Consider the following 24,842-nt stretch of genomic DNA (forward strand, 5'->3'; position numbering starts at 1 on the left):
GTCAGCGCTCGTCGAGCTCGAGCAGCCGGCGGAAGAGCGCGAGCACCTCGTCGGGCAGCAGCGGCTCGGCGACGGTGACGTCGCAGCGCGTCTCGATCGTCACGCGCCACAGCGGCGCGTCGGGCAGCACTCGCCCGTCGAGCTCGGCGAGCACGCCCGAGGCGACGAGCGTGTCGAGCCGCTCGCGGTCGTCGCCCGGGATGATCTCGAGCTCGAGCGTCGCCGCGCGCGTGCGGCCGAGCATGCCGCCCGTGCGGGCGACGCGCACGGCGTCCTCGACGGGGGCGCCCGGCTCCGCGTCGCCCGTCACGCCGACCGCGCGCCACGCCGAGCGCACCGCCTCGGTCTCGCGCGCATCCGCACCGAACCTCGCCTCGGCAGCCGCTTCCGTCGCGCGCGCGAAGGCGGCGAAGTCGGCCTCGCGGTCGAGGCCGCCGGTGAGGGCGTCGAACCAGATCTGCCCCGGCGCCTCCCACGCCGGTCCGCCGATCGTCGTCGCGACGAGGTGGAAGGCGCGGTTGGGGATGCCGGAGTTGATGTGCACCCCGCCGAGGTCGTCGCGCGTGACGACGAAGTCGCGCATGTGACCCGGCTGCGGGTCCTCGCCGAGCACGGGGTCGTCGAAGGCCGTGCCGGGCGCCGCCATCGAGCGCAGCGCGACGCCCTGCACGCGGTCGGTGAAGACGCCCGCGCCGATGAGCCAATCGGCCTCGTCGGCGTCCTGGCCGAGCGAGTGCTGCTTGACGAGCGAGCCGAGCACGTCGGCGATCGACTCGTTGAGCGCCCCCGGCTGGTCGCGGTAGACGAGGTCGGCGGTCGCCGCGATGACGCCGTGCCCGAGCTCGTGCCCGATGACGTCGATCGCGCCGGTGAAGCCCGCGAACACCTCGCCGTCGCCGTCGCCGAAGACCATGCGCTCGCCGTCCCAGAACGCGTTGTCGTAGCGCTCGCCGTAGTGCACGGTCGCGCGCAGCGGCATGCCGCGCCCGTCGAGCGAGTCGCGGCCGAAGGCCTCGAGCAGCAAGCGCCACGACGCCCCGAGGCCGTCGTAGGCCTCGTCGGCGGCCGCGTCGCCCGTCGGCGGCGCGCCCTCCGTGCGCACCTCGTCGCCCGGCAGCGTCGTCGTGCCGCGCGCGTCGCTGATGATGCGGTCGGGGGAGGGCTCGCCCGGGACGCGCGCCGGCGCGGGAGCGCCGAGCCCCCGCCGCCGGGGACCGACGGCGCGCTCGACGCGCACCTCGCGGTCGACGCCGAGCGTCTGCGCGGCGACGCGCGCCGCGGGGAGGTCGGCCGCCGCGAGGCGCTCGAGCAGGTAGGGCGGCACGATGCCGCGGCGGCCCGCGAGCGGCGACGGCGAGCGCGCCCCGAGCGCCTCGTGTAGCCCCGGCGCGATGAGGCCCGCCCACAGCGCGTAGCCCGCCCCGGAGGGATGGAAGCCGTCGGATGCGTGCCACTGCGGCTCGAGGATCGCGGGCGTGGGGAGGTGCACGACGTCGGGCGCCGCGGCGGCGAGGCGCTGCAGCGCGTCGTCGAGGCTGCGCGCGTGCCCGCCGAGCAGCGAGCGGATCGGCTGCGGGAGCCACGCGAAGGTGTCGATCTGCGGGGCGCCGGCGACGCCGATGAGCCCGCCGGGCCGGAGGTGGCGGCGGAGCCCCTCGAGGAGCGTGCGCACGGTCGCGGTGAAGGCGCGACGGCTCACGAGCTGGAGCGCGTCGTTCGCGCCGACGAGCACGAGGATGACGTCCCACGGCTCATGCGCCTGCCGGTCGAGCACGGCGAGGTGCCGCTCGAGCACCGCGGCGGAGGTCGAGCCCTCCTGCCCCTCGATGCGCCACTCGACGCTGCGGTCGGCGAGTGCCGCGAGCTGCTCGGCGAGCCGCACGGCGAGCGCGTCCTCGAGCCGGCCGGCGCCGACGCCGGTCGCGGTCGAGTCGCCGACGAGCAGCAGCCGCAGCGGCTCGCCGCCGCGCGCCTCGCCGACCGTGCCCCAGCGCCGGCCCTGCGGCTCCGGCAGCCACACGAGCGCCGACTGCAGCTGCTTGGCCTGCCGCAGCAGCAGCGGCGCGAGCGCGAAGGTCGCCGGCCGCGCGAGCCGGTGGATGCCGCGCTCGGCGCGGCGGACCGTCGTCGCGCCGAGCGCGCCGACCCGCTCCGCGAAGCCCCGTCCGTCGATTCCCATGGCGCCCCCTCGATCGCGGCGATGCTACTCCGGGCCGCTGACCGCCGGCCCGCCGACCGCTTCGCGCCCGCCTAGCGGCCCAAGCGCATCCGCACCGCCACCTCGTCGCCGAGCCCGACGCCCTCGGCCCGCTGCACGGCGACCTTGAGCGGCAGCAGGTAGCGGCCCTCGCGCGGGAAGAGCGAGGTCGTGAACGTCGTGCCGCCGACCGTGGCCTCGACCGGGATCGCGCCCCAGCCGTAGGTGAGCTCGCGCGCGCTGTCGTGGATGAGCTCCGACTCGTCGGGCGGGACGGGCACGAAGACGAAGGGCGCGGGACCGCGCCACTCGATCGCGGTCGCCGAGAACTCGAGCTCCATGCGGGCACGCTAGCGCCGCACGCCGACGCGGGGGAGGGCCGAGCCCGGCCGGTAGCCTGGACCCCATGCCCAGAAGCGCCGCCGTCTCCATCGCCGCCGTCGTCGGGGCCCTCGTGCTCATCGTCGGCGTCGCCCTGCTCGTCGTGCGGCCGTGGGAGTCGCCGACCGCCGCGCCCGCGCCCGCGCCCGGCTCGAGCGCCGCATCCGCCGAGCTCGTCGACGACTCGACCCACCTGCTCTCGGACGCGGGCGAGGGCGCGCCGGTCGTGGTCGAGTTCTTCGACTACGAGTGCCCCGCGTGCGGGCAGTTCGCGCCGATCGTCGACGACCTCGTCGAGCGCCACGGCGACGAGGTGACGTTCGCGGTGCGCTACTTCCCGCTCCCGAGCCACCCGAACGCGATCCCAGCGGCCGTCGCCGCCGAGGCGGCCGCGCAGCAGGGCGCGTTCGCCGAGATGCACGCGCTGCTGTTCGAGCGCCAGTCGGAGTGGGCGGGCGCCGACGGCGCTGAGGCGACGTTCCGCGGCTACGCGGAGGAGCTCGGACTCGACCTCGAGGCGTTCGACGAGGCGGTCGCGGCCGACGCGACGCTCGACCGCGTCGCGCTCGACGCGAACGCCGGCATCGCGCTCGGCGTGCCGTCGACGCCCACCTTCTACGTCGACGGCGAGCAGCTGCAGCTGCGCGACTACGGCGACCTCGAGGCCGCGATCGAGGCGGCGCTCGCCGAGTAGCCCGCCCGCGGCTCAGGCGGGCCGCAGCCGCAGGGTGTGCGCGTGCCCCACGACCGTCGCGACGATCGGCGGCTCGAAGCGCGCGTACTTGCGCCGGTACTCGTCGTCGATCGCGCGCTGGTCGAGGCCCGAGCCGTCGTCGATCTCGACGTCCTGCTCCACGTCGCCGCAGCGGATGCGGCCCGCGCCGCGCTCGAGCGCCCGGCGGTACCAGCCGTTCTGCGCGCCGTAGGCGGAGCGCACGACCACCTCGCCGCCGATCGCGACCGCCCAGATCGTGATCGCGGGGCTCAGGCTGCCGTCGGCGCGCCGGGAGGAGAGGTGCAGCTCCTCGGTCATGCCGATCGCGGCGAGGTCCTCCGGGTCCCACGGCGCGCTCATGCCGCCATCCTCGCGCAGTGGCAGGATGAGCGCCATGCTCGAGCGGCGAGGCGCAGCGGCGGTCGCGGGCCTCGTCGCGCTGGTCGCGGTCGCGGGCTGCGCGGGCACGCCGGGGCCGGCGCCGAGCCCGGTGCCGGCGGCCGACGCGAGCGTCGTGCTCGAGGTCGTGCAGCTGCGCGGCGACGTCGCGAGCGGCCACATCGAGCTGCGCGTGACGAACGAGGGGGAGGCCGCGCTCGAGGTCGCGCGCGCCGTCTACGAGTCGAGCCGGTGGAGCGCGCCGATGGAGCGCGCCGAGAGCGACGCGGTGCCGCCCGGCGCCTCGCGCAACCTGCGGCTGCAGCTGCCCGAGCCGACGTGCGACGAGGGGCCGCTCGAGCACCGCGCGATGCTCGAGCTCGCCGACGGCCGGGCGGTCGAGGGCGCGCCCGGCGACCCGCTCGGCCAGCTCGAGTCGATCGACGACGCCGCGTGCGCGCTGCGCGCGTTCGAGCGCGAGGTCGCGAGCGTGCGCTGGCTCGATCCGGTGATCCCGGCGGATGGGTCGGGCCCGGCCACCGTGCGGCTCGAGCTCGACCCCGTGGCGGGGGAGGGCGCCGCGGGCGGCACCGTCGTCGAGGTCGGCCCGACGGTCCTGCTCGCGCCCGTCGACGCATCCGGGAACCGCATCGAGTCGCTCCCCGTCGGCATCGCGCTCGAGCCGGGCGGCGGGGCGTCGGTCGTCGAGGTGCCGCTCACGCCCGGGCGCTGCGACGCGCACGCGATCGCGGAGGACAAGCAGGGCACGATCTTCCGCGTCCGGGTGAGCATCGGCGGCGCGCCGGCCGAGCTGCTGCTGCCGAGCCCCGACGCGCAGCGCGACGCGCTGCTCGCGTGGGTCGTCGCGCGCTGCGCGCAGCCCTGACGCCGCCGCGCGTCAGCGGGGCGCGCGGCGCAGGTCGATGCGCGAGGTGCCGATCTCGTCGCCCGCCTTCCAGTCGGCCCAGCCCGGCTGATCGGCCATGAACGCCTCGATCTCGTCCTTCGACGCCTCGAGCCGCGGGTCGTGCCGCAAGTAGTGGCGAGTCTCGCGCGCGACGAGCCCCGAGAGGATGAGCAGGCCGATGAGGTTGGGCAGCGCCATGAGGCCGTTCGCGATGTCGGAGAAGGTCCACACGAGCGAGAGCTCGGTCGTGCAGCCGACGAAGACGACGAGCGAGAACAGCACGCGGAAGGGCATGACGAGCCGGCGGCCGAAGAGCCGCTCGACGTTGCGCTCGCCGTAGTACGACCAGCCGAGGATCGTCGAATAGGCGAACATCACGAGCCCGATCGTCACGACCCAGTGGCCCCAGTCGCCCGGGAGGCCGGTCGAGAACGCCTCGCCGGTCATGAGCGCGGCGCTGATCTGCTCGCCCGCCTCGTCGACGTCGTCCCACACGCCGGTCACGACGATCGTGAGCCCCGTGATGCTCACGACGATGAGCGTGTCGATGAAGGTCTGCGTCATCGAGACGAGGCCCTGCCGCACGGGGTGCGTCGTGCGGGCCGCGGCGGCGGCGATCGCGGCCGAGCCGAGGCCCGACTCGTTCGAGAACAGGCCGCGCGCGACGCCCATCTGCACCGCGATGATGAGCGCCGAGCCCGCGAAGCCGCCGATCGCGGCCGTGCCGGTGAACGCATCCGTGAACACCTGCGCGAGCGCGGCGGGCAGCGCCGTGACGTTCGCGCCCAGGATCCAGAGGCCGCCGAGCACGTAGAAGACGATCATGACCGGCACGAAGCCGGCCGTGACGCGGCCGATCGACTTGATGCCGCCGACGAGCACGACGAGCGTGAGCGCCGCGAGCACGATGCCCGTCGCCCACGTCGGGACGCCCCAGCTGAACTCGACGTTCGAGGCGATCGAGTTGCCCTGCGTCATGTTGCCGATGCCGAAGCACGCGACGACGGTGAAGATCGCGAACGAGACGGCGAGCACGCGGCCGAGCGGGCCGGGGATGCCGCGCCGCAGGTAGTGCTGCGGGCCGCCCGACTTCTCGCCCGCCTCGTCGGTCGTGCGGAAGCGCACCGCGAGGTAGGCCTCGGTGTACTTCGAGGCCATGCCGACGAGGCCCGTGACCCACATCCAGAAGAGGGCGCCGGGGCCGCCGATGCCGATCGCGGTCGCGACGCCGACGATGTTGCCGGTGCCGACGGTCGCGGCGAGCGCGGTCGTGAGCGCCTGGAACTGCGAGATGTCGCCCTCGGCGCCGTCGTCCTTGCGGCGCAGGAGCCCGAGGCGCAGGCCCGCGCCGAGCTTGAGGAACTGCAGCCCGCCGAGCCGGATCGTGAGGTAGAGGCCGGTGCCGACGAGCAGCGGGATGAGCAGGAACGGCCCCCAGATGATGCCGCTCAGGCTGTCGAGGACGGCTTGCAGCGGCGTCAGGTCCATCGTCGGTCGGTCTCCTCGCGGGTCTCGTCGTGCGTAGGGTGCAAACCTACCGCCGCGCGCGACGTGCCCCGCGCATCCGTCAGCGCGTCGGGGTCGGCCGCACGGTGAGCGTCTGCGACGCATGGCCGACGTGCCCGCGCTCGTCGTGCAGCGCGGTGTGCGTCTCGCCCTGACCGGTCGGGCCGAAGGCGACGCGTGTGTCGAAGCCGACCCACGGGCCCTCCGGCTCGCGGTGGAGGTGGATCGTCAGGTCGAGGTTGGGGAACATCCACGCGTCGGGCCGCTCGCGCACCGCGATGCCGTTCGCGCCGTCGACGAGCCCGATCCAGCGCGCGAGGGCGCTCGCCTCCTCGCCCTCGACGAGCGGATGCGTCGTGCGCTTCCACGCGCGGTTGCGGCCGGGCGCGCCGTCGCCCGCGACGCGCAGCTCGACCGAGCGCACGTAGCCGCCGCCCCACTCGGCCGCGAACGCCGACGGGCGCATCGCCTCGGGCGAGGGGAGCGGCTCGGCCTCGCCGCCCGCGACCGCGCGCGTGTCGACCTCGACGCTGTGCCACGCGCGGGCGATCGCGACGTCGCGACCGGCGATGGATGCGGTGGCCTCGGTGAGCTCGATCGTGCGGCCCGGGCGGCGGGTCTCGACCCGCACCGCGACGTCCTCGAGCGCGAGGAAGCCCAGGATGTCGAAGGCGATGCGGCCGAGCCGCAACGGCGCGGCCCCGACGTCGGCGCGGTGGCGCTCGACCGCGTGGGTGAGGAGGCCTGCGAGCGGCGCGAAGTGGATCTCGCCCTCCTGCCACGCGCCGACCGCGTGCTCGGTGGGTCGGTAGCGGCCGTCGCCGAGCGCGACGAAGTAGGCATCGCTGGGCTGCATGCCTCCGACGCTAGCCGCTACGCGCCCTGCGGCGGGTGCAGCAGCAGGTCGGCGAGGTCGTCGAGGTAGCGCTCGAGCGGCACGGGCGCGTCGGCGCCCCAGCGCACGAGCGCCTCGCCGTCCTCGACGAAGAGCGGTCCGGGGTCCCCGATGAGCGACTCGTCGATCGGGATGCGGCGGACGCCGTGGTTCACCGTCTCGCCCATCGGGAAGCGGCCCTGGAGCGCGGCCGCGCGGTAGGCGCGGCGCTGCTCGACGGAGGCGGAGTGGAACTGCGGGCGGCCGGGCTCGGCCACGCGCGTCGAGATGCCGGTCTGCCACGCCGAGCCGTCGCGCTCGACGAGCAGCGCGCCGAGCCGCCACGCGCGGCCGAGCGAGCGCATCGTGGGCCGCCGCGGGATGCCGAGCAGCGGCTTCGGCTCGACGTGCTTCGCGAGCGCCTCGTCTCGAGCGCCGGCCTCGGCGAGCCGCTCGGCCATCGCGCCCAGCAGCGCGCGAGCGCGCTCCACGGCGGCGAGGTCGGCATCGGTCGGCACGCGGGCATCGTATGCGCTCTCGTCTGGCACGATGGAGCGCATGACCGCCGAGAGCGCCCGGGTGCCCGCCGCCGCCCCCGACCGAGACGCCGCCGCGGCGATGTGGGCCGCCTACGCCGACGCGTACCCCGAGGCGGTCGCGGGCACGCCCGATCACACCGTGGAGGGCTTCGGCGACTCGGCCGAGCTCGCCGACGCGCTCCTCGCGCTCGTGCTCGAGGGCGGCAAGCGCGCGACCTCCGAGCTCGTCGCTGAGTTCGTCGCGGCGGGGGAGCAGCTGCCGCGCGTCGGCTCCCACTGGATCGCGTGCGACGGTGCCGGCCGGCCACGCGCGATTCTCCGGAGCGTCGAGCTGCGCATCGGGCCGTTCGGCAGCGCCGACGCCGCCTTCGCGGCCGACGAGGGTGAGGACGACCGCTCGCTCGAGTCGTGGCAGCGCGAGCACCGCCGATACTGGACGCGCACCGCCGCCGCGCGCGGCGCGACGTGGTCGGAGGACGACGAGATCGTCTTCGAGCGCTTCGCGGTCGTCTGGCCGCCGGAGCTCGCCGACGCCACCCCGTTGGTCGAGCAGCCGGCGCAGCGCGCGCACCACCCGTTGGTCGAGTAGCCGGCGCAGCCGGCGCATCGAGACCAGCGATCACCTCGATGCGGCCCTCCGGGCCTCCTCGATGAGCAGGGGCGGGCTCAGAGGCGCACGACGCCGGACTCGCCCATGTCGGGCTGCTCGTCGCTCACGATGCCCTTCACGAGCTGCACCGCGACGGCGACCGCGCCGGGGGAGTCCCAGTACTCGGCGCTCGACGCCGTGATCTCGAGCAGGCCGTTGTCGGGGTCCTCCGGCTTCCCGCTCATGAACGCATCCGCCGACGCATCCCACAGCTGGCGCAGCTTCTCGCGGTCGTCGACGAAGCGCGCCGTGCCGGCGAGCGACACCCAGCCGCCCTTGCCCGCGTAGTGCACGTTGACGCGCGGGTCGGCGGCGATCGCGGCGACCTTCTCGGTCGAGCGCTCGGTCAGGAACCAGACCGTGTGCGGGTGCTCGAAGTCCTGCGTGCCCATCGGCACGGAGACGAGGTCGCCCTGCTGCGAGACGTACGCGAGCGACGCGACCTTCGTCGAGCGCATGATGTCGGTGATGGTCTTGAGCTCATCGGTGTGATCGGTCATGCCCTCACGCTCGCATCGGGCCCTGGACGCGGCCTGGACTCAGGCTGAGTGGCCTAGGGTCGCGGCATGATCACGTTCGAGGACCGCATCCCGACCGCGGCGGAGCAGCGCGCGGTCGCCGAGGCGGTCGGCTGGCTCGACCACTTCGACTGGGCGACGATCGACCGCTCGCTCGAGCGCTCGCTCCACGGCGTCGTCGTGCGCGACGGCGACCGCCCGGTCGGCGTCGGCCGGCTCGTGGGCGACGGCGTGCGCTACTGGTACGTGCAGGACGTCATGGTCGATCCGGATGCGTCGGAGCAGGGCATCGGCACGCGGATCGTCGAGCGGCTGCTCGACCACGTGCGCGCCGAGGCGCCGGCCGAGGCGGTCGTCGGCCTGTTCTCGAGCCCCGAGGCGGTGTCGGTCTACGAGGAGCTCGGCTTCGCCGCCGCGACCGGCGACCCGCTCGGGATGACGCTCGACCTGCCCGGCCCGGACGCCGCGTGAGGCGCCGGCGCGCGCACCGCGTCGACGTCGGCGACCTCGCGTTCCGGCTGACGGCGGATGCGTGGGCACCCGACCGGACGCTGCCGACGGTCGTGCTCGTGCACGGCATCGGCGTCTCGCGGCGCTACTTCGCGCGGCTGCACGGCGTGCTCGCCGCTCGCGCGCGCGTCGTGTCGGTCGACCTGCCCGGCTTCGGCGGGATGCCGAAGCCCGATCGCGACGTCGACGTGCCGACGATGGCCGGAGCGCTCGGCGAGGCGCTCGACTCGCTCGGCACCGGCCCGATCGTGCTCGTCGGCCACTCGATGGGCGCGCAGTGGGTCGTCGAGCTCGCGCTGCAGCGGCCCGAGCTCGTCTCGCTCGTCGTGGCGATCGGCCCCGTCGCCGATCACCGGCACCGCACGCCGACCGCGCAGGCGAGGGCGCTGCTCGTCGACGGGCTCCGCGAGCCGCCGAGCGGCAACGCCGTCATCCTGAGCGACTACGTGCGCGCGGGGCCCGCGTGGTACCTCGTGCAGCTGCGGCACATGATCGGCTACCCGCTCGAGCGGGCGGTCGAGCGGCTCGAGGTGCCGCTGCTCGTCGTGCGAGGCGAGCGCGACCCGATCGCGGGGCTGCGCTGGAGCCGCGAGCTGCGCGATCGCGCGCCGCGAGCCAGGCTCGTGCACGTGCCCGGGCATCCGCATGCCGTGCAGCACACCGCGCCTCGAGCGGTCGCGTCGGCGATCCTGGCGCACACGGCCTGACGCGCGCCCGGGCGTCCGCTCCGCTCCTCGCGACCTCGCGGACGGGCGCGGCGCTACGGCCGGTTGCCGTTGCCGTTGCCGTTGCCGTTGCCGCTGCTGCCGTTGCCGCCGCTGCCGTTCCCGTTCCCGTTGCCGCTGTTGCCGTTGCCGGGGTTGCCGTTGCCGTTGCCGTTGCCGGCGTTCCCATTGCCATTGCCATTGCCATTGCCATTGCCATTGCCGTTGCCGTTGCCGTTGCCGTTGCCGTTGCCGGGGGCATCGTCCACGGGCGTCACGACGACCGCCGGCTCCGGCTCCGCAACCGGCTCCTGGGCAGGCTCCGCGACCTGCTCGGGCTCGGTGAGCGCGGGCTCGGCGACGCCGGGATCGGGCACGAGCCCGGGGAGGTCGGCGAGCTCGATCTCGACAGGGGACTTCGCCGTCGAGCTCGGCTGCTGCGAGAGCACCGGGATCGCCACGAGCGCTCCGGCGGCCACGAGGCCCGCGGCGAGCACGAGCCCGCGCTTGCGCCTGCGTCGTCGCGGCGGGGCCACCGCGGTGCGGGCGGTCGTCACGGCCGCCTCCGCGGTCAAGCGCTGCGTCGCATCGGCAGCTGCGGCGCTCGAGGCGGCGGTCGCCCCGGCTGCGATCGCGCCCGACGCGCCGAGCGCGGCAGCCGCGGCAGCGGTCGTCGCTGCCGTCGCGTCGGCGCTCGCCTCCGGCGCGGAGAGCCGCTCGAGCACGGCCGCCGCGCTCGGCCGCTGCGCCGGGTCTCGCGTCGTCATCGCGGTCAGCAGCGACTTCCAGCGGTAGCCGAGCTCGCCGGGGATCTCGGGGTCGCGCGCGAGGCGCGCGCTGAGCGACTCGACGAGCGAGCCGGGGTACTCGCGCCGACCGGTGAGCGCCTCGAGCAGCACGAGGCCGAGGGAGTAGATGTCGGAGGCGGCGTCGACGCGCGTGCCGGTCGCCTGCTCGGGGCTCAGGTACGCCGCGGTGCCGAGCACGGTGCCCGTCGCCGTGAGCCGCTCGCCGCCGACGAGCGCGGCGATGCCGAAGTCGGCGAGCTTCGCGTCGAACGCGCCGCGATGCAGCGGAGCGGGGGAGAGGAGCACGTTCGCGGGCTTGACGTCGCGGTGCACGATGCCGTGCGCGTGCACGACCGCGAGCGCCTCTGCGAGGTCGCGCGCGAGCCGCTCGACGTCGGCCGGCGGCAGCGGCCCCTCGTCGAGCCGCTGCGCGAGGCTCGGCCCCTCGACGAGCTCCATCACGAGGAACGAGACAGGCAGCCCGTCGACGAGCGCCGTGCCCGCGTCGAAGAGCGTCACGAGCGAGCGGTGGTGCAGCGAGGCGAGCAGCTCGATCTCGGCCCGTTCGCGGCGCTCGGCCGCGTCGTCGCCGACCGGGCGCACGACGGCCTTGACCGCGACCGTCCGCCCGAGCAGCTCGTCGGTCGCTCGGTGCACGGCCGCGGTGCCGCCCGAGCCCAGCATCGGTCCGATGCGGTAGCGCTCGGCGAGCAGCCGCCCCGGCGCGAGCGGATCGGCTCCTGTCGCGATCATCGCGTCCCCCTGTCCGCGAGGGACGCTACGCGGGCAACCCGAGCATCCCCTCCACGTCAGCGCGGCGTCTCGACGAGCCGCACATCGCGCAGCTGCCCGTCGTCGGCCGTCGCGGTCATGACGGTGCCGACCGGCTGGCGGCGCCGGTCGGTCGGGGAGCCCGGGTTGAGCAGCCGCACGCCTCCGGGCGTGACCGAGTCCCACGGGATGTGCGAGTGGCCGAAGACGAGCACGTCGCACGGCTCGGCGGAACCCGGTCCGAAGCGCTCGTCGCAGCGGCGCTCGCGCCCGGCGGCCGCCCCGGTCTCGTGCACGACCGCGATGCGGACGCCGTCGAGCTCCACGCGCGCCTCGCCGCCGAGCCGCGCCCACAGCGCCGGCCCGTCGTTGTTGCCCGCGACGCCGATCAGCCGCCGGGCGCGCGACTCGAGCTCGTCGAGGAACGACTCCGCGACCCAGTCGCCCGCGTGGACGACCGCATCCGCCTCGTCGACGAGCCGCCACACCTGCTCCTGCAGCGCCTTCGCGCGCTTCGGCAGGTGCGTGTCGCTGAGGAGCAGCAGGCGGGTCGTCACCGCGCCATCCTCGCGCACCGCCCCGCGGGAAGCGCTCAGGTGACCTCGATCTCGGCGCGCATCGTGCCGGCGTGCGGGTCGCACACGATCTCGTAGGTGCCGGGCTCGAGCGTCACCTCGACGGTCGACTCGTCGGAGCCCGCGACCTCGGTCGCGACGTCGACGCCGGGTCCGCGCAAGCGGAAGTTGTGCATGCTCGAGCGGTCGGCGAACGTGAGCGCGTAGGTGCCGGCCGGGAGCGACTCGACCGGGGCTCCGGATGCGTCGAGCAGCGCGATCGCGTAGGCCTCGGGGTCGTCGTCGGTGCCGACGACGCCGGTGAGCGGCGTCGCCTCCGCGGGCGCCCCGCTCCCGGGCGATGGCTCCGCCCCCGGCGCGGGCGTCGAGGCGGCAGGCGCTTCAGTGGCCGGGCCCTCCGCGCCGGGGCTCTGCGCGCCGGCGCTCTCGGCCGTCGGCTCGGCAGAGCCGCCCGCGCACCCGGCGAGCGCGAGCGCGAGCGCGCTCGTGAGTGCGATCACGACGCCGCGGGGATGACGCATCCGATCTCCGTCCTCGAGCACGCTCTCTCGCGAGGAGCCTGGCACTGCCTGGGCTCGGCGGCAAGTGGCCGATCAGTCGTCGTGGCGCGGGGTGACCTGCGCATCGTCCCAGCCGAGCTGGGGGGTGTCGCACGTGTCGCGGAAGACGATCTGCGAGGGCAGGCGGCGCTCGGAGCTCGTCCAGTCGATGCGGGGGCGGCGGCGCTCCTCGGGCACGTAGCCGAGGCGGTAGACGGCCATGAGCTCGAGGTGGTCGGGCACGCGGAAGAGCTCGACGAGCCGCTCCCACTGCCCGGGCACCTCCATCGGGAACGAGACGAACTGGATGCCCATCCCGAGCTCGACCGTCGTGAGCCAGAGGTTCTCCATCGCCGCGCCCATGCTGAAGAGCGAGTAGAAGGAGGAGAGCTCGCCCGGGCGGTGCTCGGCGCGGTCGAGCATGACGGCGAGCATGAGCGGGGAGCCGGCGACGAGCTTGCGGTTCTCCTCGCCGAGCGTGTGCGGCACGCGCATCGCGTTCATGAGCCGCTGACCGCCGGAGGTGAACACCTGGCTCGTGAAGGGGCGCAGCGGCGCTGGCAGCCTGTCGAAGAGCATGCCGTCGCGGCGCTCGTCCATCTCGCGCTGCGAGAAGCGGAAGTAGCGCTTGTAGCGCTCGAAGAACGTGCCGTTCGACATCGCCTCGGTCATGCTCTCGCCGCTGATCGCAGCCACGCGCTCGATCGTCGCGCGGTCCTCCGTGATGACGAACCGCCACGGCTGGCTGTTGAGCTGCGAGGGCGCGCGGCCGGCCATCTCGATCAGCAGGCGCTGGTGCTCCTCCTTCACCGGTTCGGGCAGGAACGCGCCGTTCGTCGTGCGGCGGCGGCGGATGGCGTCGATGAGCTCCACGATGCTCCTATCGGGGTCGGCGGGCGATGGCGGCGATGAGCCACGGGGCGGCGGTGAGCGCGACGAGCGGATGCCTCCGCGAGCGCGTCGAGACGCGGGGGAGCGCCGTGAGCGGCACGAGCGCCGCGGCCGCGAGCGCGGCGCGCGTGCCGTCGTGCTCGCGCAGGGCGCTCACCGCGACGGTCGCCGACGTGAGCGCGACCGCGGCGACGTAGCCGACGTGGTGGACCCAGCGGTTCTGCTCGTTGCGCCACAGGCCGGTCGCTAGGCCGACGCCGAGCATCGCGGTCGAGCCGTAGACGGCGCCCGCGACGGTCGCGAGCGAGCGGGCGGCGCTCACGCGGCGCGCTCTCGCTCGAGCCGGCGGAGGCGCAGGCGCGCCCAATCCTGCGCGCGCTGGCCCTCACCGCTCGCGAGCGCGCGACCCGCGATCGCGAGCACGACGCGCGTGAGGGAGACGACGGGCAGCGGCGAGCGGCGGACGCCGAGCAGCTGGCGGTAGCGGCGGGGGAGGGTCGCGACCGCGCCGGCGAACAGCAGCCGGTAGCCGAGGCCGGCGATGCCGCCGACAGGCGGGCGGCGCAGGAACGAGACGACCTCGCGCACGCGCTCGTCGCTGCGGAGCTCGCCGCGCTCGAGGTAGCCGTCGATGCGGCGGCGCAGCTCGGCGGCCGTGCTCGGCGGATCGTCGACGCTCATGAGCCGCCCGGCGGTCGCCCACTCGGCCACGTACGCATCGGGGCCGCCCGGGATCCGGCCGCCGTCAGGCATCCGCTCGCCCCACGTCTCCTGGCACGTGAGGAAGGCGTCGGCGAAGGCGAGGTGCACCCAGTCGGCGAGCACGGGGTCGGCGGCGCTGTAGGAGCGCTCGTCGCCGCGGCCATCGACGTAGGCACCCTGCACGCGGGAGTGGAAGCGGCCGACGCGCGCGGTCTCGCGCTCGGCCTGCGCGGTGGAGCCGTAGGTGAGGCAGACGACCCAGCGGACCGTGCCGGAGAGCCGGCCGAGCGGGTCCTGCCGGTACGTCGAGTGGTCGTGGACGCCCGCCATCGCGCCCGGGTGCAGCGCCTGCAGCAGCAGCGCGCGGATGCCGGCGACGAGCGTCGCCATGCTGCCGTGCACGGTCCAGGCTGCGCCGTCCTCGGCGAAGTGGCCCGCGTCGTCGCCTTCGGCGAGCTCGCGGATCCACGCGGGGGAGCCCTCGGGGTCGCCGGCGAGCGCTTCGAGCAGTCGCGCGCGCAGCCTCATCGCCATGCCGTCAGCATGCCAGCCGACGCTCTGCGAGCCGCGCGTTCTGGGTTCAGTCGGCTCGGCCGAGCGCGGTCATGACGAACGCGCCCGCGATGCCGACGAACGCGAGCGCCGTCACGAGGCTCGAGGCGATGATGAAGAGGTTCATCGGGTCGTCGAGCGGGATGCCCGCGTCGTGGGCGGCGGCGGAGGCGGCGACGAGGAGCTGCATGGCGCCATCGTAGCCGTGCAGACCGAGAGGTGGTCGCAGATCAGGTCTGCGACTAGTCTGACTGCATGACGACGATCGGCGTGTACGAGGCGAAGACGCATCTGCCGCGTATCCTCGCGGAGGTCGAGCGCGGTGCCACGGTCACCATCACGCGGCACGGTCGCCCCGTCGCGCGCCTCGTCCCCGTCAGCAACGCCGGTTCCCAGAGCGTCGAAGAGCTGGTGCAGGAGATGCGGGAGGCCAGGGCAGGGCGGACGCTCGGCGGCGGGGGAGTGCGAGACCTGATCGAAGAGGGGCGCCGGTGACGGTCGTCATCGATGCCTCGGTGACGATGTCGTGGTGCTTCGAGGACGAGGCGAGCGACGCGAGCGACGACGTGTTCGCGCGCGTCGTTCGATGGGGCGGCGTGGTCCCAACGCTCTGGCGCTACGAGGTCGCGAACGTGCTGGTGCTCGCCGCTCGCCGGGACCGCATCAGCGCTGCCGCTTCGAAGCGCTTCCTGAGCACGCTCGACCGGCTCGCGCTCGACGTCGTCGATGGAGCAGCCGACCGGCTCATGGACCTCGCGAGTCGATTCGAGCTCACGGCGTACGACGCTGCCTACTTGGACGCGGCGATGGTCCGCGCCGTGCCGCTCGCGACTCGGGGCGCGGCGCTGCGTCGTGCCGCGACGACTGCGGGCGTCGCCCTAGCGCTCGAGGAGTGACGCGCCGGACGAAGTCGGCAACCACGGATCGTCGAGGCTGTTCCATCCACAGACCCGCCGTGACTCGTGACGGGGAGTGCTCCGTGACGTTCAGCAGCCGCCATGTCGCCGCGGTCGGCCTGCAGATCGCCTTCGGATGGGCCTTCGTCGAATCGCACATCGACGAGATGGCCGCCATGGGAGGCGGGCTCGCCAAGCGCGGGCTGTCCGGCGACGCGCTCGTCGACGCCGGGCGTCCGAGCTGGACGCCGTTCGAGCCGACCGCCGAGGTCGCCGGGCCCTAGAGGGATCGGGAGCGAGGTGCGCGGAGAGCGTGCAGTCGCGTGCGCGATGCGATGGCGATCAGCGGCGCAGCACGATCCCCGGTCTCGGCAGCACGTCGGCGCGGGCGCGGTGCTCTCGAGCACGGCCGTGCCGCTCGAGCAGTGCGCGGAGCCGCCGCTCGGTCACGATGCTCGACCGCCGCTGACGCCGCGGTGGCCGGATGCATCGGTCGACCTGCCCTGCCGAGACCGAGGCGGCAGGCTCGGCGGGGAGCGCGTGGCGCGGCTCGCCGCCGCGCACGGGAAGGTCGGGCAGCTTCACCGCGAGCGATGCCGGCGCGGCTGCTTCGAGGCTCTGCGGCAACTCGGGCGGTGTCTGCAGGCCCGCGAATGCTGCGACGGCGGTGCGGGTGCGGCCGGGCTGGAGCTCGGCGATGATCCGCCATTGGCCCGGCCCCGGTCCGGCCTTCTCGACTCGCAGTCGGCCGGCGTGGATCTCGTGGTGGTGGAAGCTGCAGACGAGGATGCCGTTGTCGATGTCGGTCTTGCCGCCGAGCTGCCAGGGCACGATGTGATGCGCTTCGCACCAGGCGGCCGGCATGCCGCAGCCGGGCACGCGGCAGCCCTTGTCGCGCTTGGCGAGCGCGCGCCGCTGCGCGCGGTTGAAGATGCGCTTGGTGCGGCCGAGCCACAGCGGGTGGCCGTGCTCGTCGACGATCAGCTGCTCGATCGCGGCGTGGCAGAGGAGCTGGTCGACGCCCTCGATCGGGACCGGGCAGCCGGTGTGCTCGATCGTGAGGGTCCGCTCGGGGTGGGACAGGCCCAGCACGTGGGCGTCGTACGCGTCGATGGTGCCGACGAAGGTGAGCACGGGCGGCTCGCCGCCGGCGACCGGCGCGTCGCCGGAGCCGGCGTGCGCGGTGACCATGGCGATGAACGCGTCGTGCATCTTCTGCTCGGGCGTGCGGTCGTCGAGCGAGGCCTCGCCGTCGCAGGCCTTGCCGTCGCAGCCGCCGCTGGCGCACTTGTCGTCGTGGAAGGCGACCTTCACGCGCGGGCCGCCCCACGCATCCGCCATCGCCTTGAGCTTCGAACCCTCCTCGGCGGGCGAGCGCATGGTCGTCAGCCACGACCCGTCGGGCTGCTGCCGGATGCGCAAGTACCGCATCGCCCGCTGCCGCTCATCGTTGGGCAGCACCCCGTCGGGGTCGAGCAGCGCGACGCAGCGGCGCGCGAGCACGGTCAGCTGCTCCGGCGGCAGCGGCATGCCCGGATCGGTCGCGTGGCCGACGAGCGACTGCTCCGCGGCGGCGAGCTGCTCGACGTGCGCGCGCGGCGCCGCGGGCTCCAGGCCCGTGACGATCGCCTGCGCTTGCGCGAACGAGATCTCGCCTTCGGCGAGCGCGCCCGCGACCGCGGGGTACTTCGCCGGAATAGTGGCGCCGGTGATCCCGATTGACGGGGATATCGCGCGCGCCATCAGCAGCAGGTCGAGCGCGCGGCCGGGACGGACGCCGAAGGCCCTGCCGACCGCCTCCTTCGGATGCCGCGCGCCCAGCACGAGGCACAGCGGCTCGTCAGTCGGGCCCTGCGAGCGCTCCTCGACCTCGTGCGTGAGCCGCACCTGCAGCGCGTCGACGATGCGTGAGAGCTCGGCGACCCTCCCGAGCACCTCGATGACGACATCGCGCGGCGCGGAGGGTAAGGACGGAGCATCCGCGAGCAGCGCGCGAGCGGCCTCGACTGCCGCTCTGGCCTGCTCGGTGCTCGACATCGCTGCCTCCCTCGCGAGGAGGGCAGATGGGGCCACCCACGTCCACTCCCGACCTCGCTTGCGAGCAGAGTAGGGGAGGCCACCCACATGCCCCGCGACCTGCTGGTCGAGTTGTCGATCATTGACCTGCAATCGCGCCATGAAGACCGTCTCCGTCCGAGAGCTCCGCCAGAATCCCGCGCAGATGCTGCGGGACGTCGAGTCGGGGGAGCGCTGCACGATCGCGTCCTACGACCGACCGATCGCCCGCGTCGAGCCGGTCGCGTCGTCGACCCGGCTCATCCCACCGAAGCGCACGGGCCGCCCGAACCTCGCATCCCTGCCTCGGCATGAGCTGCGGACAGCCGCATCGATCGACGAGCTGCTGGACGACCTGCGGGGGAGTGATGACGACGTTCTACGTCGACACGTCCGTCGCCGGTCGCGCGATGCTGCGGTTCTCGCCCGCGCGGTCTCGTGGTTCGAGGAGGCGGCGGAGTCGGACGAGCTCGTCTCGTCCCGGCTGCTCAAGACGGAGCTCACGCGATCCACCTCGGCACCGCTCTGCGATCCGGCATCGAAGACCTCGTGATCGTCTCGCATGACGCCCGGATGCTCGAGGTCGCTTCCGAGATGGGCCGTTCGATCCCTGCGCAGGCGAGTGAGTCGAGTCGGCTCTCGAGGTGCGTGCTGAGGGGAGACGCCAGCGCTACCGCAACCAACGAATCCGACATAATGTGCATTATCGGCGCTTCACGGGAGGCGCCGGGAGGAGCGGGTCACCGCGTCAGCGCTGCGCGAGCGCCTCGAGCCGATCGCCCGTGAGGCGCTGCGTCGTCCACTCGTCGAGCGGCTCGGCGCCGATCGAGCGGTAGAAGCCGATCGACGGCTCGTTCCAGTCGAGCACCGTCCACTCGAAGCGCCGGTAGCCGCGCTCGACGCACTCCGCGGCGAGCGCCGCCATGAGCGCTCGGCCGTAGCCGCGGCCGCGCTGCGCCTCGTCGACGTAGAGGTCCTCGAGCCAGATGCCGTGCGTGCCCGTCCATGTCGAGTACGTCAGGTACCAGATCGCGATGCCGACGATCGCGCCGTCGCGCTCGACGACATGCGCGAAGGCTCGCGGCTCGTCGCCGAAGAGCGTCGCCGTCAGCATCCCCGCGGTGTTCTCCACCGCATCCGGCTCTCGCTCGTAGACCGCGAGCGCGTGGATCATCGCGAGGATGCCCGGCTCGTCGCCGGGCTGGGCGCGGCGCAGCTGCGCGCCGCCGGAGAGGCTGCTGGTCGTCACTCGCCGAGCCTACGCGGCCCTGGCCGCTGGCACTTCCCGCGCGCCCCGGATGCTACGCGCCGGAAGCCTCGTGGTGCTCGTCGACGTGCTCGACCGCGGTGACCATGCGATCGAGGAAGCCGGCCACCGCCTCGGTCTGCTCGTCGTCCATCGCGTCGATCACGTCGATCATCCGCCGATGCATGGCGCCGAGCGTCGCGCGGACCTCGTCATCGGTGTCCTTCGTCGGCACGACGATCGTCGCCCGCCGGTCGTCCGGGTGCGGCTCGCGGCGCACGTGGCCGCTCTTGACGAGCCGGTCGACGAGCGCGGTCACCGAGGGCGATGCGAGCCCGAGCGCCGACGCGAGGTCGCGCTGCCGCAGCACCTCGCCGCGCCGCTCCGCCTGCAGCAGCAGTCGCAGCGCGAGCAGATCGGTCTCGCCCATGCCCATCGACGCACGGGTGCGTGCCCGCATCTGCGCCTCCGCGGCACGGTAGCGCCGCAGCAGGTTCAGCACGTCGACGCTGGTCGGCCGACCGTGCCCCGGGTACCAGTAGCCCGAGCTCGCCGTGCCGCGCGCGTCGATGTGGGTCATGCCGCTCCTCCATCGGGTCTGTCCGTCCTGCGCACACCCTACCGTTCGACCGTGATACATTTCGATCATCGAACTAACGATCCGCACGAAGGAGCATGACATGACCGACACGATGACTCGGCCCGAGGTCTCTGCTCCCGGTCTCCACGCGCTCGACGAGCGCCGTGGCGGTGGTCGTGACGACGCATCCGGCCGCATCACGTGGGCATCGCCCGGCAGCGGGCTCTGGGTCGCCAGCCGGACGGACTCCGAGGGCACGACGTTCCTCGGCTTCGTCGAGGAGACCCTCGAGGAGTTCGTCGCGGTGGACGGCGCGGGTCGCTCGTTCGGCCGCTTCAGCGCCCTCCGTGAGGCGCAGGCCGCGTTCGCGGCCGGCAGCCCCTCCCCCGCCCTGACGACGGGACCGATCCGCTGGGTCGACGCGGGCGCCCGAGTCGTGGCGCCGTCGAGCCTGCGGTTCGGCTGAGCCGCTTCATCCGAGGATCCCGCCCCACACGGCGCGCGCGCCGGAGTCGCCGATGAGCACGACCATCGTGGTCGATCCCGCGGCGACCGCGACTGCGAGCACCGCGAGCACGATCGAGACGAGCCGCGCCCGCCCCGCGGAGCGTGCACCCAGGCGTGGCTCGCCCCAGCGGAACCACGCCCACTGCGCCGTCGCGACGGCGAGCATCCCGAGCACCCACGGCAGCAGCATCCGCCCGTAGTCGCCATGCGCGACGACCGCGGGCTGGGCGCCCACGACGACGGCGAGCGCCTCGCCCGCGGCGACCGTGACCGGCACCAGCACGGCGAGCAGCAGGGCCGCGAGCGGCGTCACGATGCCGAGGCGCCGCCGCGCGGCGGGCCAGACGCTGCCGAGCACGAGCGCGAGCGCCGTGAGCGGCGTGAGCACGACGACGGCGTGCACGACGAGCGGATGCAGCGGCAGGCCGGCGACCTCGAGGGGGCCGGCGAGGGTGAGCGGGTCCATACTCGGTGACACGAAGCGAGGCTCGCGAGGGTTCAACGGTGAACCGTCGGGGCCGCCGCCTCGTGTCTCCATCGAGGAGGTGCAGCGTGCCGATCGATGACGACGAGCGCCTGGCAGCGCTCTACGACTCGCACGCCGCGCCGGTGTGGCGCTACGTCGTGCACCTGACCGGCGACCGGGCGGGCGCGGACGACGTCGTGCAGGAGACACTGCTGCGCGCGTGGCGCACGCCGAGGATCCTCGCCGACCCGGAGACCGCTCGCGCGTGGATGCTCACCGTCGCGCGCCACATCGTGATCGACGAGTCGCGGAGCGCCCGCCGCCGGCACGAGCTCGCGGTCGCGGAGCTGCCCGAGCGCGTCACGGACGATGCGATCGACGCGCGATTCGACGCGCTCGTGATCGCCCAGGCGCTCGCCGAGCTGAGCGCCGAGCACCGAGGGGTCATCATCCGCGCCTACTACGGCGGCCGCTCGGTCGCGGAGATCGCGGCGGAGCTCGGCGTTCCGGAGGGCACGGTCAAGTCGCGACTGCACTACGGGCTGCGCGCCCTCCGGCTCGCGCTGCAGGAGAGGGGCGTGACGCGATGAGCGAGGACCACGCGCGGTTCGCCGAATGGGACGCCGCCTACGTGCTCGGGGCGCTGAGCCCCACCGATCGCCGCGCCTTCGAGGAGCACCTCGACGCTTGCGACCGCTGCGCGCGCGCGATCGCCGAGATCGCGCCGACGCTCGGGCTGCTCGCGCAGGTCGAGCCCGAGCGCGCCGCCGCGCTGCTCGCCGACGAGCCCGAGGAGGCGGAGGTCCCCGGCGTCTCGCGAGGCAGGGCCCGGCTGCTCGAGCGCGCCCGCCGCGAGCGGCGACGCCGCCGCGCGACCTGGGCGGCCTCGGTCGTCGCCGCAGGGGCGGTCGCAGCCGCCGTCGCGGTGCCGCTCTCGGGAGCGCTCGACGACCGCGGCGCGCTGTCGGTCGAGCTGGAGGCGCTCGTCGACGCGCCGCTCGAAGCGAGCGTCTCGCTCGAGCCGGCCGCGTGGGGCACGCGGCTCGAGCTCGAGTGCAGCTACGAGGGCGACGCCGACCCGGCAGCCCCGGACGGACTCCCCTACGTGCTCGTGCTCACCGATCGAGCTGGGCGCCCCAGCGAGGTGTCGAGCTGGCGGGCCGCTCCCGGGCAGACCGCGCGGCTCGCGGCGGCGACCGCGCTCGCCGCCGACGAGATCGCCTCGATCGAGATCCGCCTCGACGACGGCGACGCAGTGCTGATGCGCGCCGAGCTCGACGAGCCCTGAACCGCGCGGGGCTCCGTCTCGTGTTCCCATCGGCCGCGACCGCGGCCGCTCGAGGAGGGAACTGCCATGACCACCAGGACCACCGCGGCGGCGCTCGCCGCCGGAGTGCTCGTCGTCGCGCTCGCCGGCTGCACGAGCGCGACCTCCGAGTCGGAGCCGACGACTGCCGCGACCTCGCAGGCCGCCGAGCCGTCGAGCGAGCCGTCGACGGAGCCCGACACGACCGGATCGGCGGAGCCGAGCGCGACGGCGTTCGAGCTCGCGGTCGCCGAGAGCCCGCTCGGCGAGATCGTCGTCGACGGCGAGGGGATGACGGTCTACATGTTCGACAGCGACACGCAGGGCGCCGGCGTGAGCACGTGCGAGGGCCAGTGCGCCACGAACTGGCCGGCGGTCACGACCGACGGCGGCGTGCCGGATGCGGAGGGCGTCACGGGCGAGCTCGGCACCATCGTCGGCGTCGACGGCGCGACCCAGGTGACGCTCAACGGCTGGCCGCTCTACTACTTCGCGGGCGACTCCGCGGCGGGCGACGTCGCGGGCCAGGGCGTCAACGACGTGTGGTGGGTGCTCTCCCCCGCCGGCGAGCGCATGGCGGAGTGACCTCCGGGCAGCAGGCCGAGCCGCTGCCGAGGGCTGCGGTCAGCGCTCCGCGCGGCGCCCGATGAGCGAGCGCAGCGCGAAGAAGACGACGACCGCGACGACGGCGACGATCGCGAGCTTGCCGATGAACCACAGGAGGCTGAAGACGACGTCGACCACGATCCACGCGATGATGACGGCGAGGATGGCGCAGATGACGGCCCATGCGGTGCGGCTCATGCTCAGAGGCTAGTCGACGTCGTCGCCCGCGAGCGCGCCGAGCAGGTCGTCGGCGAGGTCGTCGATGTGCTCGATGCCGACCGAGAGGCGGATGAGGCCCTCGGGGATGGTCGGCGCCTCCGTCGCCCAGCGGCGCCGCCGCTCGAGCGTCGACTCGACGCCGCCGAGGCTCGTCGCGGGGATCCAGAGCCGCACGCGATCGACCGCGCGATCGGCGGTCGCGGCGTCGCGCAGCACGATCGCGAGCACGGTGCCGAAGCCCGGGTCGCGCACCTCGACGACGCCGGGCACGTTCTCGAGCCGCGCGGCGAGATCGCGCGCGTTCGTCGCCGCCCGCTCGAGTCGCACCGAGAGCGTGCGCAGCCCCCGGAGCGCGAGGAACGACTCCATCGGGCCGGGGATGGCGCCGTGCAGCCCGCGGTGGTGGCGGATGCGCGCGGCGAGGTCGGGATCGTCGGCCACGACCGCGCCGAGCACGATGTCGCTGTGCCCCGCGATGAGCTTCGTGACCGAGTGCACGACGACGTCGGCGCCCTGGCCGAGCGGGCGCTGCAGGAGTGGGGTCGCGAAGGTGCTGTCGACGACGCTCAGCGCACCCGCAGCGCGCGCGGACGCGGCGAGCCGCTCGACGTCGGCGACCTCGAGCGCGGGGTTCGTCGGCGACTCGATCCACACCATCGCCGCGCCCGGCATCGCCGCCTCGACCGCGTCGACGTCGGCGATGTCGACGCGGCGCACCTCGAAGCGCCCGTCCGCGGCGCCGCCGTCGAGCAGCGCGAGCGTGTGCTGATAGGCGTGGCGCGGGACGACGACGGCGCCGCCGTGCGGCACGAGCGCGGCGACGGCGCTCACCGCCGCCATGCCGCTCGCGAACGAGACGCACTCCCCGCCCTCGAGCGCGCCGAGCGCATCCTCGAACGCCGTCCAGGTCGGGTTGCCGTAGCGGGCGTACTCGGGGTCGCCGCCCGCGACGAAGGCGCTCGCGAAGGTCACCGGCTCGCTGAACGGCGCGCCCGGCACGTGGGGCGGGCGGCCCGCGCTCACGACGACGGTCTCGGGGCGCAGGCGCTCATCTCGCATTGCGCCATCCTCCCATCGCAAGGGGCCGCCGGCCTCGCGCGGGCGCCTCGTGTCGGCAGCCTCGGCTACCGTCGTCGCGTGGCGACGGTCCGCTCCATCTCGCGCGAGGAGGCGCGTCGCATCGCGGTGCGCGCGCAGCTGCTCGACGCCGACCGCGCGCTCGTCGACGGCTCGGAGGAGCTCGCCGAGGTCGTCGCGCAGCTGACGCTGCTGCCGCTCAACCCGACCGACATCGTGTGCCCGTCCGCCGAGCACATCGCGCTCTCGCGGCTGCCCGAGATCGACCCGGGCGGCGTGCGGCGCGCTGTCGAGGTCGAGCAGTCGCTCTTCGAGCACCTCGGCCCGCACCGGCACCCGATGGAGGCATGGGCGATCGGGCTGCGCGCGATGCGCGACCTGCCGTGGCTGCGCGCGCTCGGCCGCGCGCCCGAGGCGATCGGCGAGGGGAGCCGCGCGTGGCTCGAGGCGAACGACGGCTTCCGCGAGCGGGTGCTCGAGCAGCTCCGCGCCGACGGGCCGCTCCCCCAGGGCGAGATCCCCGACACCGCCGACGTGCCCTACCGCTCGAGCGGGTGGAACACCGGCCGCGACGTCGCGATGATGCTCGAGCTGCTGCAGGTGCGGGGCGAGGTCGTCGTGGTCGAGCGGCTCGGGCAGCTGCGCGTGTGGGACCTCGCCGAGCGCGTGCTGCCGCCCGTCGAGGCGCCCGACGCCGCTGCCGCGCTCGAGACGTGGCAGCGCCGCTGGCTGCGCTCGCTCGGCGTCGCGCGGCCCACCCACGTCGGCGACGCGGGCGAGCGCGTCCGCGTGGAGGGCACACGCGGCGAGTGGCGGCTCGCCGACGGCGCGACCCCGGCCGGCTTCACGGGCCGGGTCGTGCTGCTCTCGCCCCTCGACCGCCTCATCGCCGACCGCCGCCGCATGCGCGAGCTGTGGGGCTTCGAGTACGCGCTCGAGCAGTACACGCCGGCTGCCAAGCGCCGCTGGGGCGTGCACGCGCTGCCGATCCTGGACGGCGGCGCGCTCGTCGGCAAGGTCGACGCGCGCACCGACCGCGACGTCGGCGCGCTGCGGGTCGCGCGCATCCACTGGGACGTCGAGCCCGACGGCCGGCTCCGCTCGGCCGTGCTCGACGAGCTCGAGCGCTTCGCCGCGTGGCTCGGCGGCCGGCTCGCGCTCGCCGACGGCGCGGCCGAGCCTCGCTAG

Annotated in this window: 34 protein-coding genes; 14 read left to right on the forward strand and 20 right to left on the reverse strand. The window is 74.5% G+C overall.

The window, feature by feature from the left end; translation table 11 throughout:
• Window position 1: 1 nt before the first annotated feature.
• Both L332_RS29690 and L332_RS16775 read right to left on the reverse strand, forming a co-directional pair.
• Window positions 2–2,179 (reverse strand): protealysin inhibitor emfourin, encoded by a 2,178-nt coding sequence (locus L332_RS29690; RefSeq protein WP_021009381.1) that lies wholly within the window; start codon window positions 2,177–2,179, stop codon window positions 2–4.
• A 71-nt stretch (window positions 2,180–2,250) separates the two neighbouring features.
• Window positions 2,251–2,538 (reverse strand): DUF1905 domain-containing protein, encoded by a 288-nt coding sequence (locus tag L332_RS16775; protein WP_021009382.1) that lies wholly within the window; start codon window positions 2,536–2,538, stop codon window positions 2,251–2,253.
• Between the two features lie 65 nt (window positions 2,539–2,603).
• Here L332_RS16775 and L332_RS16780 point away from each other — a divergent pair, with 65 nt between their 5' ends.
• Window positions 2,604–3,272 carry a DsbA family protein gene (locus L332_RS16780; RefSeq protein ID WP_021009383.1) on the forward strand — a complete coding sequence of 223 codons (669 nt, stop codon included), beginning with the start codon at window positions 2,604–2,606 and terminating at the stop codon, window positions 3,270–3,272.
• 12 nt (window positions 3,273–3,284) lie between these two features.
• Here the strand turns inward: L332_RS16780 and L332_RS0114560 are convergent, their stop codons facing one another.
• Window positions 3,285–3,653, reverse strand: a complete 369-nt coding sequence (locus L332_RS0114560; protein WP_031223179.1) for a DUF2255 family protein — start codon at window positions 3,651–3,653, stop codon at window positions 3,285–3,287.
• A gap of 34 nt (window positions 3,654–3,687) precedes the next feature.
• Between L332_RS0114560 and L332_RS16785 the strand changes: the two genes are divergently transcribed.
• Window positions 3,688–4,557 carry a hypothetical protein gene (locus L332_RS16785; RefSeq protein WP_021009385.1) on the forward strand — a complete coding sequence of 290 codons (870 nt, stop codon included), beginning with the start codon at window positions 3,688–3,690 and terminating at the stop codon, window positions 4,555–4,557.
• Between the two features lie 12 nt (window positions 4,558–4,569).
• Here L332_RS16785 and L332_RS16790 read toward each other — a convergent pair whose 3' ends face one another.
• The 3 genes from L332_RS16790 to L332_RS16800 form a co-directional block, all read right to left on the reverse strand.
• Window positions 4,570–6,066 (reverse strand): alanine/glycine:cation symporter family protein, encoded by a 1,497-nt coding sequence (locus tag L332_RS16790; RefSeq protein WP_021009386.1) that lies wholly within the window; start codon window positions 6,064–6,066, stop codon window positions 4,570–4,572.
• Window positions 6,067–6,145: 79 nt separating this feature from the next.
• Window positions 6,146–6,940 (reverse strand): thioesterase family protein, encoded by a 795-nt coding sequence (locus L332_RS16795; protein WP_021009387.1) that lies wholly within the window; start codon window positions 6,938–6,940, stop codon window positions 6,146–6,148.
• Window positions 6,941–6,957: 17 nt separating this feature from the next.
• Window positions 6,958–7,476, reverse strand: a complete 519-nt coding sequence (locus L332_RS16800; RefSeq protein ID WP_021009388.1) for a hypothetical protein — start codon at window positions 7,474–7,476, stop codon at window positions 6,958–6,960.
• 40 nt (window positions 7,477–7,516) lie between these two features.
• Between L332_RS16800 and L332_RS16805 the strand changes: the two genes are divergently transcribed.
• On the forward strand, window positions 7,517–8,086 hold the full coding sequence (locus L332_RS16805) for an ASCH domain-containing protein (protein ID WP_021009389.1): 570 nt from the start codon (window positions 7,517–7,519) through the stop codon (window positions 8,084–8,086).
• Between the two features lie 77 nt (window positions 8,087–8,163).
• Here L332_RS16805 and L332_RS16810 read toward each other — a convergent pair whose 3' ends face one another.
• Window positions 8,164–8,646 carry a pyridoxamine 5'-phosphate oxidase family protein gene (locus L332_RS16810; protein WP_021009390.1) on the reverse strand — a complete coding sequence of 161 codons (483 nt, stop codon included), beginning with the start codon at window positions 8,644–8,646 and terminating at the stop codon, window positions 8,164–8,166.
• A 66-nt stretch (window positions 8,647–8,712) separates the two neighbouring features.
• On the opposite strand from L332_RS16810, the gene L332_RS16815 reads away from it, so the two are divergent.
• A complete protein-coding gene (locus tag L332_RS16815; RefSeq protein ID WP_021009391.1) occupies window positions 8,713–9,135 on the forward strand; it encodes a GNAT family N-acetyltransferase in 423 nt (140 codons plus the stop codon).
• Window positions 9,132–9,881, forward strand: coding sequence for an alpha/beta fold hydrolase (locus L332_RS16820; RefSeq protein ID WP_021009392.1), 750 nt, complete (start codon window positions 9,132–9,134; stop codon window positions 9,879–9,881). Before L332_RS16815 ends, L332_RS16820 begins: the two co-directional genes overlap by 4 nt.
• A 53-nt stretch (window positions 9,882–9,934) precedes the next feature.
• Here L332_RS16820 and L332_RS16825 read toward each other — a convergent pair whose 3' ends face one another.
• The 7 genes from L332_RS16825 to L332_RS30260 all read right to left on the reverse strand — a co-directional run bounded on the left by L332_RS16825 (window position 9,935) and on the right by L332_RS30260 (window position 14,886).
• Window positions 9,935–11,419: a serine/threonine-protein kinase gene (locus L332_RS16825; RefSeq protein WP_021009393.1), complete on the reverse strand. Its 1,485-nt coding sequence runs from the start codon at window positions 11,417–11,419 to the stop codon at window positions 9,935–9,937.
• 56 nt (window positions 11,420–11,475) lie between these two features.
• Window positions 11,476–11,994, reverse strand: coding sequence for a metallophosphoesterase family protein (locus L332_RS16830; protein ID WP_021009394.1), 519 nt, complete (start codon window positions 11,992–11,994; stop codon window positions 11,476–11,478).
• 35 nt (window positions 11,995–12,029) lie between these two features.
• Window positions 12,030–12,533 (reverse strand): cupredoxin domain-containing protein, encoded by a 504-nt coding sequence (locus L332_RS30520; RefSeq protein WP_021009395.1) that lies wholly within the window; start codon window positions 12,531–12,533, stop codon window positions 12,030–12,032.
• A gap of 72 nt (window positions 12,534–12,605) precedes the next feature.
• Window positions 12,606–13,424 carry a nitroreductase family protein gene (locus tag L332_RS16835; protein ID WP_021009396.1) on the reverse strand — a complete coding sequence of 273 codons (819 nt, stop codon included), beginning with the start codon at window positions 13,422–13,424 and terminating at the stop codon, window positions 12,606–12,608.
• 7 nt (window positions 13,425–13,431) lie between these two features.
• Window positions 13,432–13,764 carry a hypothetical protein gene (locus L332_RS0114570; RefSeq protein WP_021009397.1) on the reverse strand — a complete coding sequence of 111 codons (333 nt, stop codon included), beginning with the start codon at window positions 13,762–13,764 and terminating at the stop codon, window positions 13,432–13,434.
• Window positions 13,761–14,678 (reverse strand): oxygenase MpaB family protein, encoded by a 918-nt coding sequence (locus L332_RS16840; RefSeq protein ID WP_021009398.1) that lies wholly within the window; start codon window positions 14,676–14,678, stop codon window positions 13,761–13,763. The genes L332_RS0114570 and L332_RS16840 overlap by 4 nt, the downstream gene beginning before the upstream one ends.
• A gap of 46 nt (window positions 14,679–14,724) precedes the next feature.
• A complete protein-coding gene (locus L332_RS30260; protein ID WP_021009399.1) occupies window positions 14,725–14,886 on the reverse strand; it encodes a hypothetical protein in 162 nt (53 codons plus the stop codon).
• Between the two features lie 65 nt (window positions 14,887–14,951).
• On the opposite strand from L332_RS30260, the gene L332_RS16845 reads away from it, so the two are divergent.
• The 3 genes from L332_RS16845 to L332_RS16855 all read left to right on the forward strand — a co-directional run bounded on the left by L332_RS16845 (window position 14,952) and on the right by L332_RS16855 (window position 15,876).
• The gene (locus L332_RS16845) at window positions 14,952–15,191 is read left to right on the forward strand and encodes a type II toxin-antitoxin system Phd/YefM family antitoxin (protein WP_021009400.1); all 240 of its coding nucleotides are present in this window, start codon (window positions 14,952–14,954) and stop codon (window positions 15,189–15,191) included.
• Window positions 15,188–15,592, forward strand: a complete 405-nt coding sequence (locus L332_RS16850) for a type II toxin-antitoxin system VapC family toxin (RefSeq protein ID WP_021009401.1) — start codon at window positions 15,188–15,190, stop codon at window positions 15,590–15,592. The genes L332_RS16845 and L332_RS16850 overlap by 4 nt, the downstream gene beginning before the upstream one ends.
• A gap of 83 nt (window positions 15,593–15,675) precedes the next feature.
• Window positions 15,676–15,876, forward strand: coding sequence for a hypothetical protein (locus tag L332_RS16855; protein WP_021009402.1), 201 nt, complete (start codon window positions 15,676–15,678; stop codon window positions 15,874–15,876).
• Between the two features lie 58 nt (window positions 15,877–15,934).
• Here the strand turns inward: L332_RS16855 and L332_RS16860 are convergent, their stop codons facing one another.
• Entirely contained in the window at window positions 15,935–17,629 is a 1,695-nt protein-coding gene (locus tag L332_RS16860; protein ID WP_021009403.1) for an HNH endonuclease signature motif containing protein, read from the reverse strand.
• A gap of 139 nt (window positions 17,630–17,768) precedes the next feature.
• Between L332_RS16860 and L332_RS29185 the strand changes: the two genes are divergently transcribed.
• Window positions 17,769–18,200 carry a type II toxin-antitoxin system Phd/YefM family antitoxin gene (locus tag L332_RS29185; RefSeq protein ID WP_021064839.1) on the forward strand — a complete coding sequence of 144 codons (432 nt, stop codon included), beginning with the start codon at window positions 17,769–17,771 and terminating at the stop codon, window positions 18,198–18,200.
• 195 nt (window positions 18,201–18,395) lie between these two features.
• On the opposite strand, the gene L332_RS16865 is transcribed toward L332_RS29185, so the two are convergent.
• Both L332_RS16865 and L332_RS16870 read right to left on the reverse strand, forming a co-directional pair.
• On the reverse strand, window positions 18,396–18,821 hold the full coding sequence (locus L332_RS16865; RefSeq protein ID WP_052588561.1) for a GNAT family N-acetyltransferase: 426 nt from the start codon (window positions 18,819–18,821) through the stop codon (window positions 18,396–18,398).
• Between the two features lie 127 nt (window positions 18,822–18,948).
• Window positions 18,949–19,473 carry a MarR family winged helix-turn-helix transcriptional regulator gene (locus tag L332_RS16870; RefSeq protein WP_021009406.1) on the reverse strand — a complete coding sequence of 175 codons (525 nt, stop codon included), beginning with the start codon at window positions 19,471–19,473 and terminating at the stop codon, window positions 18,949–18,951.
• Between the two features lie 100 nt (window positions 19,474–19,573).
• On the opposite strand from L332_RS16870, the gene L332_RS16875 reads away from it, so the two are divergent.
• The gene (locus L332_RS16875; protein WP_021009407.1) at window positions 19,574–19,939 is read left to right on the forward strand and encodes a hypothetical protein; all 366 of its coding nucleotides are present in this window, start codon (window positions 19,574–19,576) and stop codon (window positions 19,937–19,939) included.
• Window positions 19,940–19,945: 6 nt separating this feature from the next.
• Here the strand turns inward: L332_RS16875 and L332_RS16880 are convergent, their stop codons facing one another.
• Complete coding sequence (locus L332_RS16880; protein ID WP_235045048.1) at window positions 19,946–20,458, reverse strand: DUF2231 domain-containing protein; 513 nt, start codon at window positions 20,456–20,458, stop codon at window positions 19,946–19,948.
• A 74-nt stretch (window positions 20,459–20,532) separates the two neighbouring features.
• Here L332_RS16880 and L332_RS16885 point away from each other — a divergent pair, with 74 nt between their 5' ends.
• The 3 genes from L332_RS16885 (at window position 20,533) to L332_RS16895 (ending at window position 22,337) form a co-directional block, all read left to right on the forward strand.
• A complete protein-coding gene (locus L332_RS16885) occupies window positions 20,533–21,036 on the forward strand; it encodes a sigma-70 family RNA polymerase sigma factor (RefSeq protein ID WP_021009409.1) in 504 nt (167 codons plus the stop codon).
• A complete protein-coding gene (locus L332_RS16890) occupies window positions 21,033–21,734 on the forward strand; it encodes a zf-HC2 domain-containing protein (protein ID WP_021009410.1) in 702 nt (233 codons plus the stop codon). The genes L332_RS16885 and L332_RS16890 overlap by 4 nt, the downstream gene beginning before the upstream one ends.
• Window positions 21,735–21,800: 66 nt before the next feature.
• Window positions 21,801–22,337, forward strand: a complete 537-nt coding sequence (locus tag L332_RS16895) for a COG4315 family predicted lipoprotein (RefSeq protein WP_021009411.1) — start codon at window positions 21,801–21,803, stop codon at window positions 22,335–22,337.
• 39 nt (window positions 22,338–22,376) lie between these two features.
• Here L332_RS16895 and L332_RS16900 read toward each other — a convergent pair whose 3' ends face one another.
• Together L332_RS16900 and L332_RS16905 are read right to left on the reverse strand one after the other, a co-directional pair.
• Window positions 22,377–22,556, reverse strand: coding sequence for a hypothetical protein (locus tag L332_RS16900; protein WP_021009412.1), 180 nt, complete (start codon window positions 22,554–22,556; stop codon window positions 22,377–22,379).
• A 9-nt stretch (window positions 22,557–22,565) separates the two neighbouring features.
• Window positions 22,566–23,636: a trans-sulfuration enzyme family protein gene (locus L332_RS16905; protein WP_021009413.1), complete on the reverse strand. Its 1,071-nt coding sequence runs from the start codon at window positions 23,634–23,636 to the stop codon at window positions 22,566–22,568.
• 78 nt (window positions 23,637–23,714) lie between these two features.
• Between L332_RS16905 and L332_RS16910 the strand changes: the two genes are divergently transcribed.
• Window positions 23,715–24,842: a DNA glycosylase AlkZ-like family protein gene (locus L332_RS16910; protein WP_021009414.1), complete on the forward strand. Its 1,128-nt coding sequence runs from the start codon at window positions 23,715–23,717 to the stop codon at window positions 24,840–24,842.

The organism is Agrococcus pavilionensis RW1 (assembly GCF_000400485.1).
Lineage (GTDB): Bacteria > Actinomycetota > Actinomycetes > Actinomycetales > Microbacteriaceae > Agrococcus > Agrococcus pavilionensis.

What these genes read in the sequence shown, in the direction of transcription:
- L332_RS29690 (WP_021009381.1), bottom strand. Translation starts at nt 2,179, where the DNA reads ATGGGAATCGACGGACGGGGCTTCGCGGAGCGGGTCGGCGCGCTCGGC.
- L332_RS16775 (WP_021009382.1), bottom strand. Translation starts at nt 2,538, where the DNA reads ATGGAGCTCGAGTTCTCGGCGACCGCGATCGAGTGGCGCGGTCCCGCG.
- L332_RS16780 (WP_021009383.1), top strand. Translation starts at nt 2,604, where the DNA reads ATGCCCAGAAGCGCCGCCGTCTCCATCGCCGCCGTCGTCGGGGCCCTC.
- L332_RS0114560 (WP_031223179.1), bottom strand. Translation starts at nt 3,653, where the DNA reads ATGAGCGCGCCGTGGGACCCGGAGGACCTCGCCGCGATCGGCATGACC.
- L332_RS16785 (WP_021009385.1), top strand. Translation starts at nt 3,688, where the DNA reads ATGCTCGAGCGGCGAGGCGCAGCGGCGGTCGCGGGCCTCGTCGCGCTG.
- L332_RS16790 (WP_021009386.1), bottom strand. Translation starts at nt 6,066, where the DNA reads ATGGACCTGACGCCGCTGCAAGCCGTCCTCGACAGCCTGAGCGGCATC.
- L332_RS16795 (WP_021009387.1), bottom strand. Translation starts at nt 6,940, where the DNA reads ATGCAGCCCAGCGATGCCTACTTCGTCGCGCTCGGCGACGGCCGCTAC.
- L332_RS16805 (WP_021009389.1), top strand. Translation starts at nt 7,517, where the DNA reads ATGACCGCCGAGAGCGCCCGGGTGCCCGCCGCCGCCCCCGACCGAGAC.
- L332_RS16810 (WP_021009390.1), bottom strand. Translation starts at nt 8,646, where the DNA reads ATGACCGATCACACCGATGAGCTCAAGACCATCACCGACATCATGCGC.
- L332_RS16815 (WP_021009391.1), top strand. Translation starts at nt 8,713, where the DNA reads ATGATCACGTTCGAGGACCGCATCCCGACCGCGGCGGAGCAGCGCGCG.
- L332_RS16825 (WP_021009393.1), bottom strand. Translation starts at nt 11,419, where the DNA reads ATGATCGCGACAGGAGCCGATCCGCTCGCGCCGGGGCGGCTGCTCGCC.
- L332_RS30520 (WP_021009395.1), bottom strand. Translation starts at nt 12,533, where the DNA reads ATGCGTCATCCCCGCGGCGTCGTGATCGCACTCACGAGCGCGCTCGCG.
- L332_RS16840 (WP_021009398.1), bottom strand. Translation starts at nt 14,678, where the DNA reads ATGGCGATGAGGCTGCGCGCGCGACTGCTCGAAGCGCTCGCCGGCGAC.
- L332_RS30260 (WP_021009399.1), bottom strand. Translation starts at nt 14,886, where the DNA reads ATGCAGCTCCTCGTCGCCGCCTCCGCCGCCGCCCACGACGCGGGCATC.
- L332_RS16845 (WP_021009400.1), top strand. Translation starts at nt 14,952, where the DNA reads ATGACGACGATCGGCGTGTACGAGGCGAAGACGCATCTGCCGCGTATC.
- L332_RS16860 (WP_021009403.1), bottom strand. Translation starts at nt 17,629, where the DNA reads ATGTCGAGCACCGAGCAGGCCAGAGCGGCAGTCGAGGCCGCTCGCGCG.
- L332_RS29185 (WP_021064839.1), top strand. Translation starts at nt 17,769, where the DNA reads ATGAAGACCGTCTCCGTCCGAGAGCTCCGCCAGAATCCCGCGCAGATG.
- L332_RS16865 (WP_052588561.1), bottom strand. Translation starts at nt 18,821, where the DNA reads ATGATCCACGCGCTCGCGGTCTACGAGCGAGAGCCGGATGCGGTGGAG.
- L332_RS16870 (WP_021009406.1), bottom strand. Translation starts at nt 19,473, where the DNA reads ATGACCCACATCGACGCGCGCGGCACGGCGAGCTCGGGCTACTGGTAC.
- L332_RS16875 (WP_021009407.1), top strand. Translation starts at nt 19,574, where the DNA reads ATGACCGACACGATGACTCGGCCCGAGGTCTCTGCTCCCGGTCTCCAC.
- L332_RS16890 (WP_021009410.1), top strand. Translation starts at nt 21,033, where the DNA reads ATGAGCGAGGACCACGCGCGGTTCGCCGAATGGGACGCCGCCTACGTG.
- L332_RS16895 (WP_021009411.1), top strand. Translation starts at nt 21,801, where the DNA reads ATGACCACCAGGACCACCGCGGCGGCGCTCGCCGCCGGAGTGCTCGTC.
- L332_RS16900 (WP_021009412.1), bottom strand. Translation starts at nt 22,556, where the DNA reads ATGAGCCGCACCGCATGGGCCGTCATCTGCGCCATCCTCGCCGTCATC.
- L332_RS16905 (WP_021009413.1), bottom strand. Translation starts at nt 23,636, where the DNA reads ATGCGAGATGAGCGCCTGCGCCCCGAGACCGTCGTCGTGAGCGCGGGC.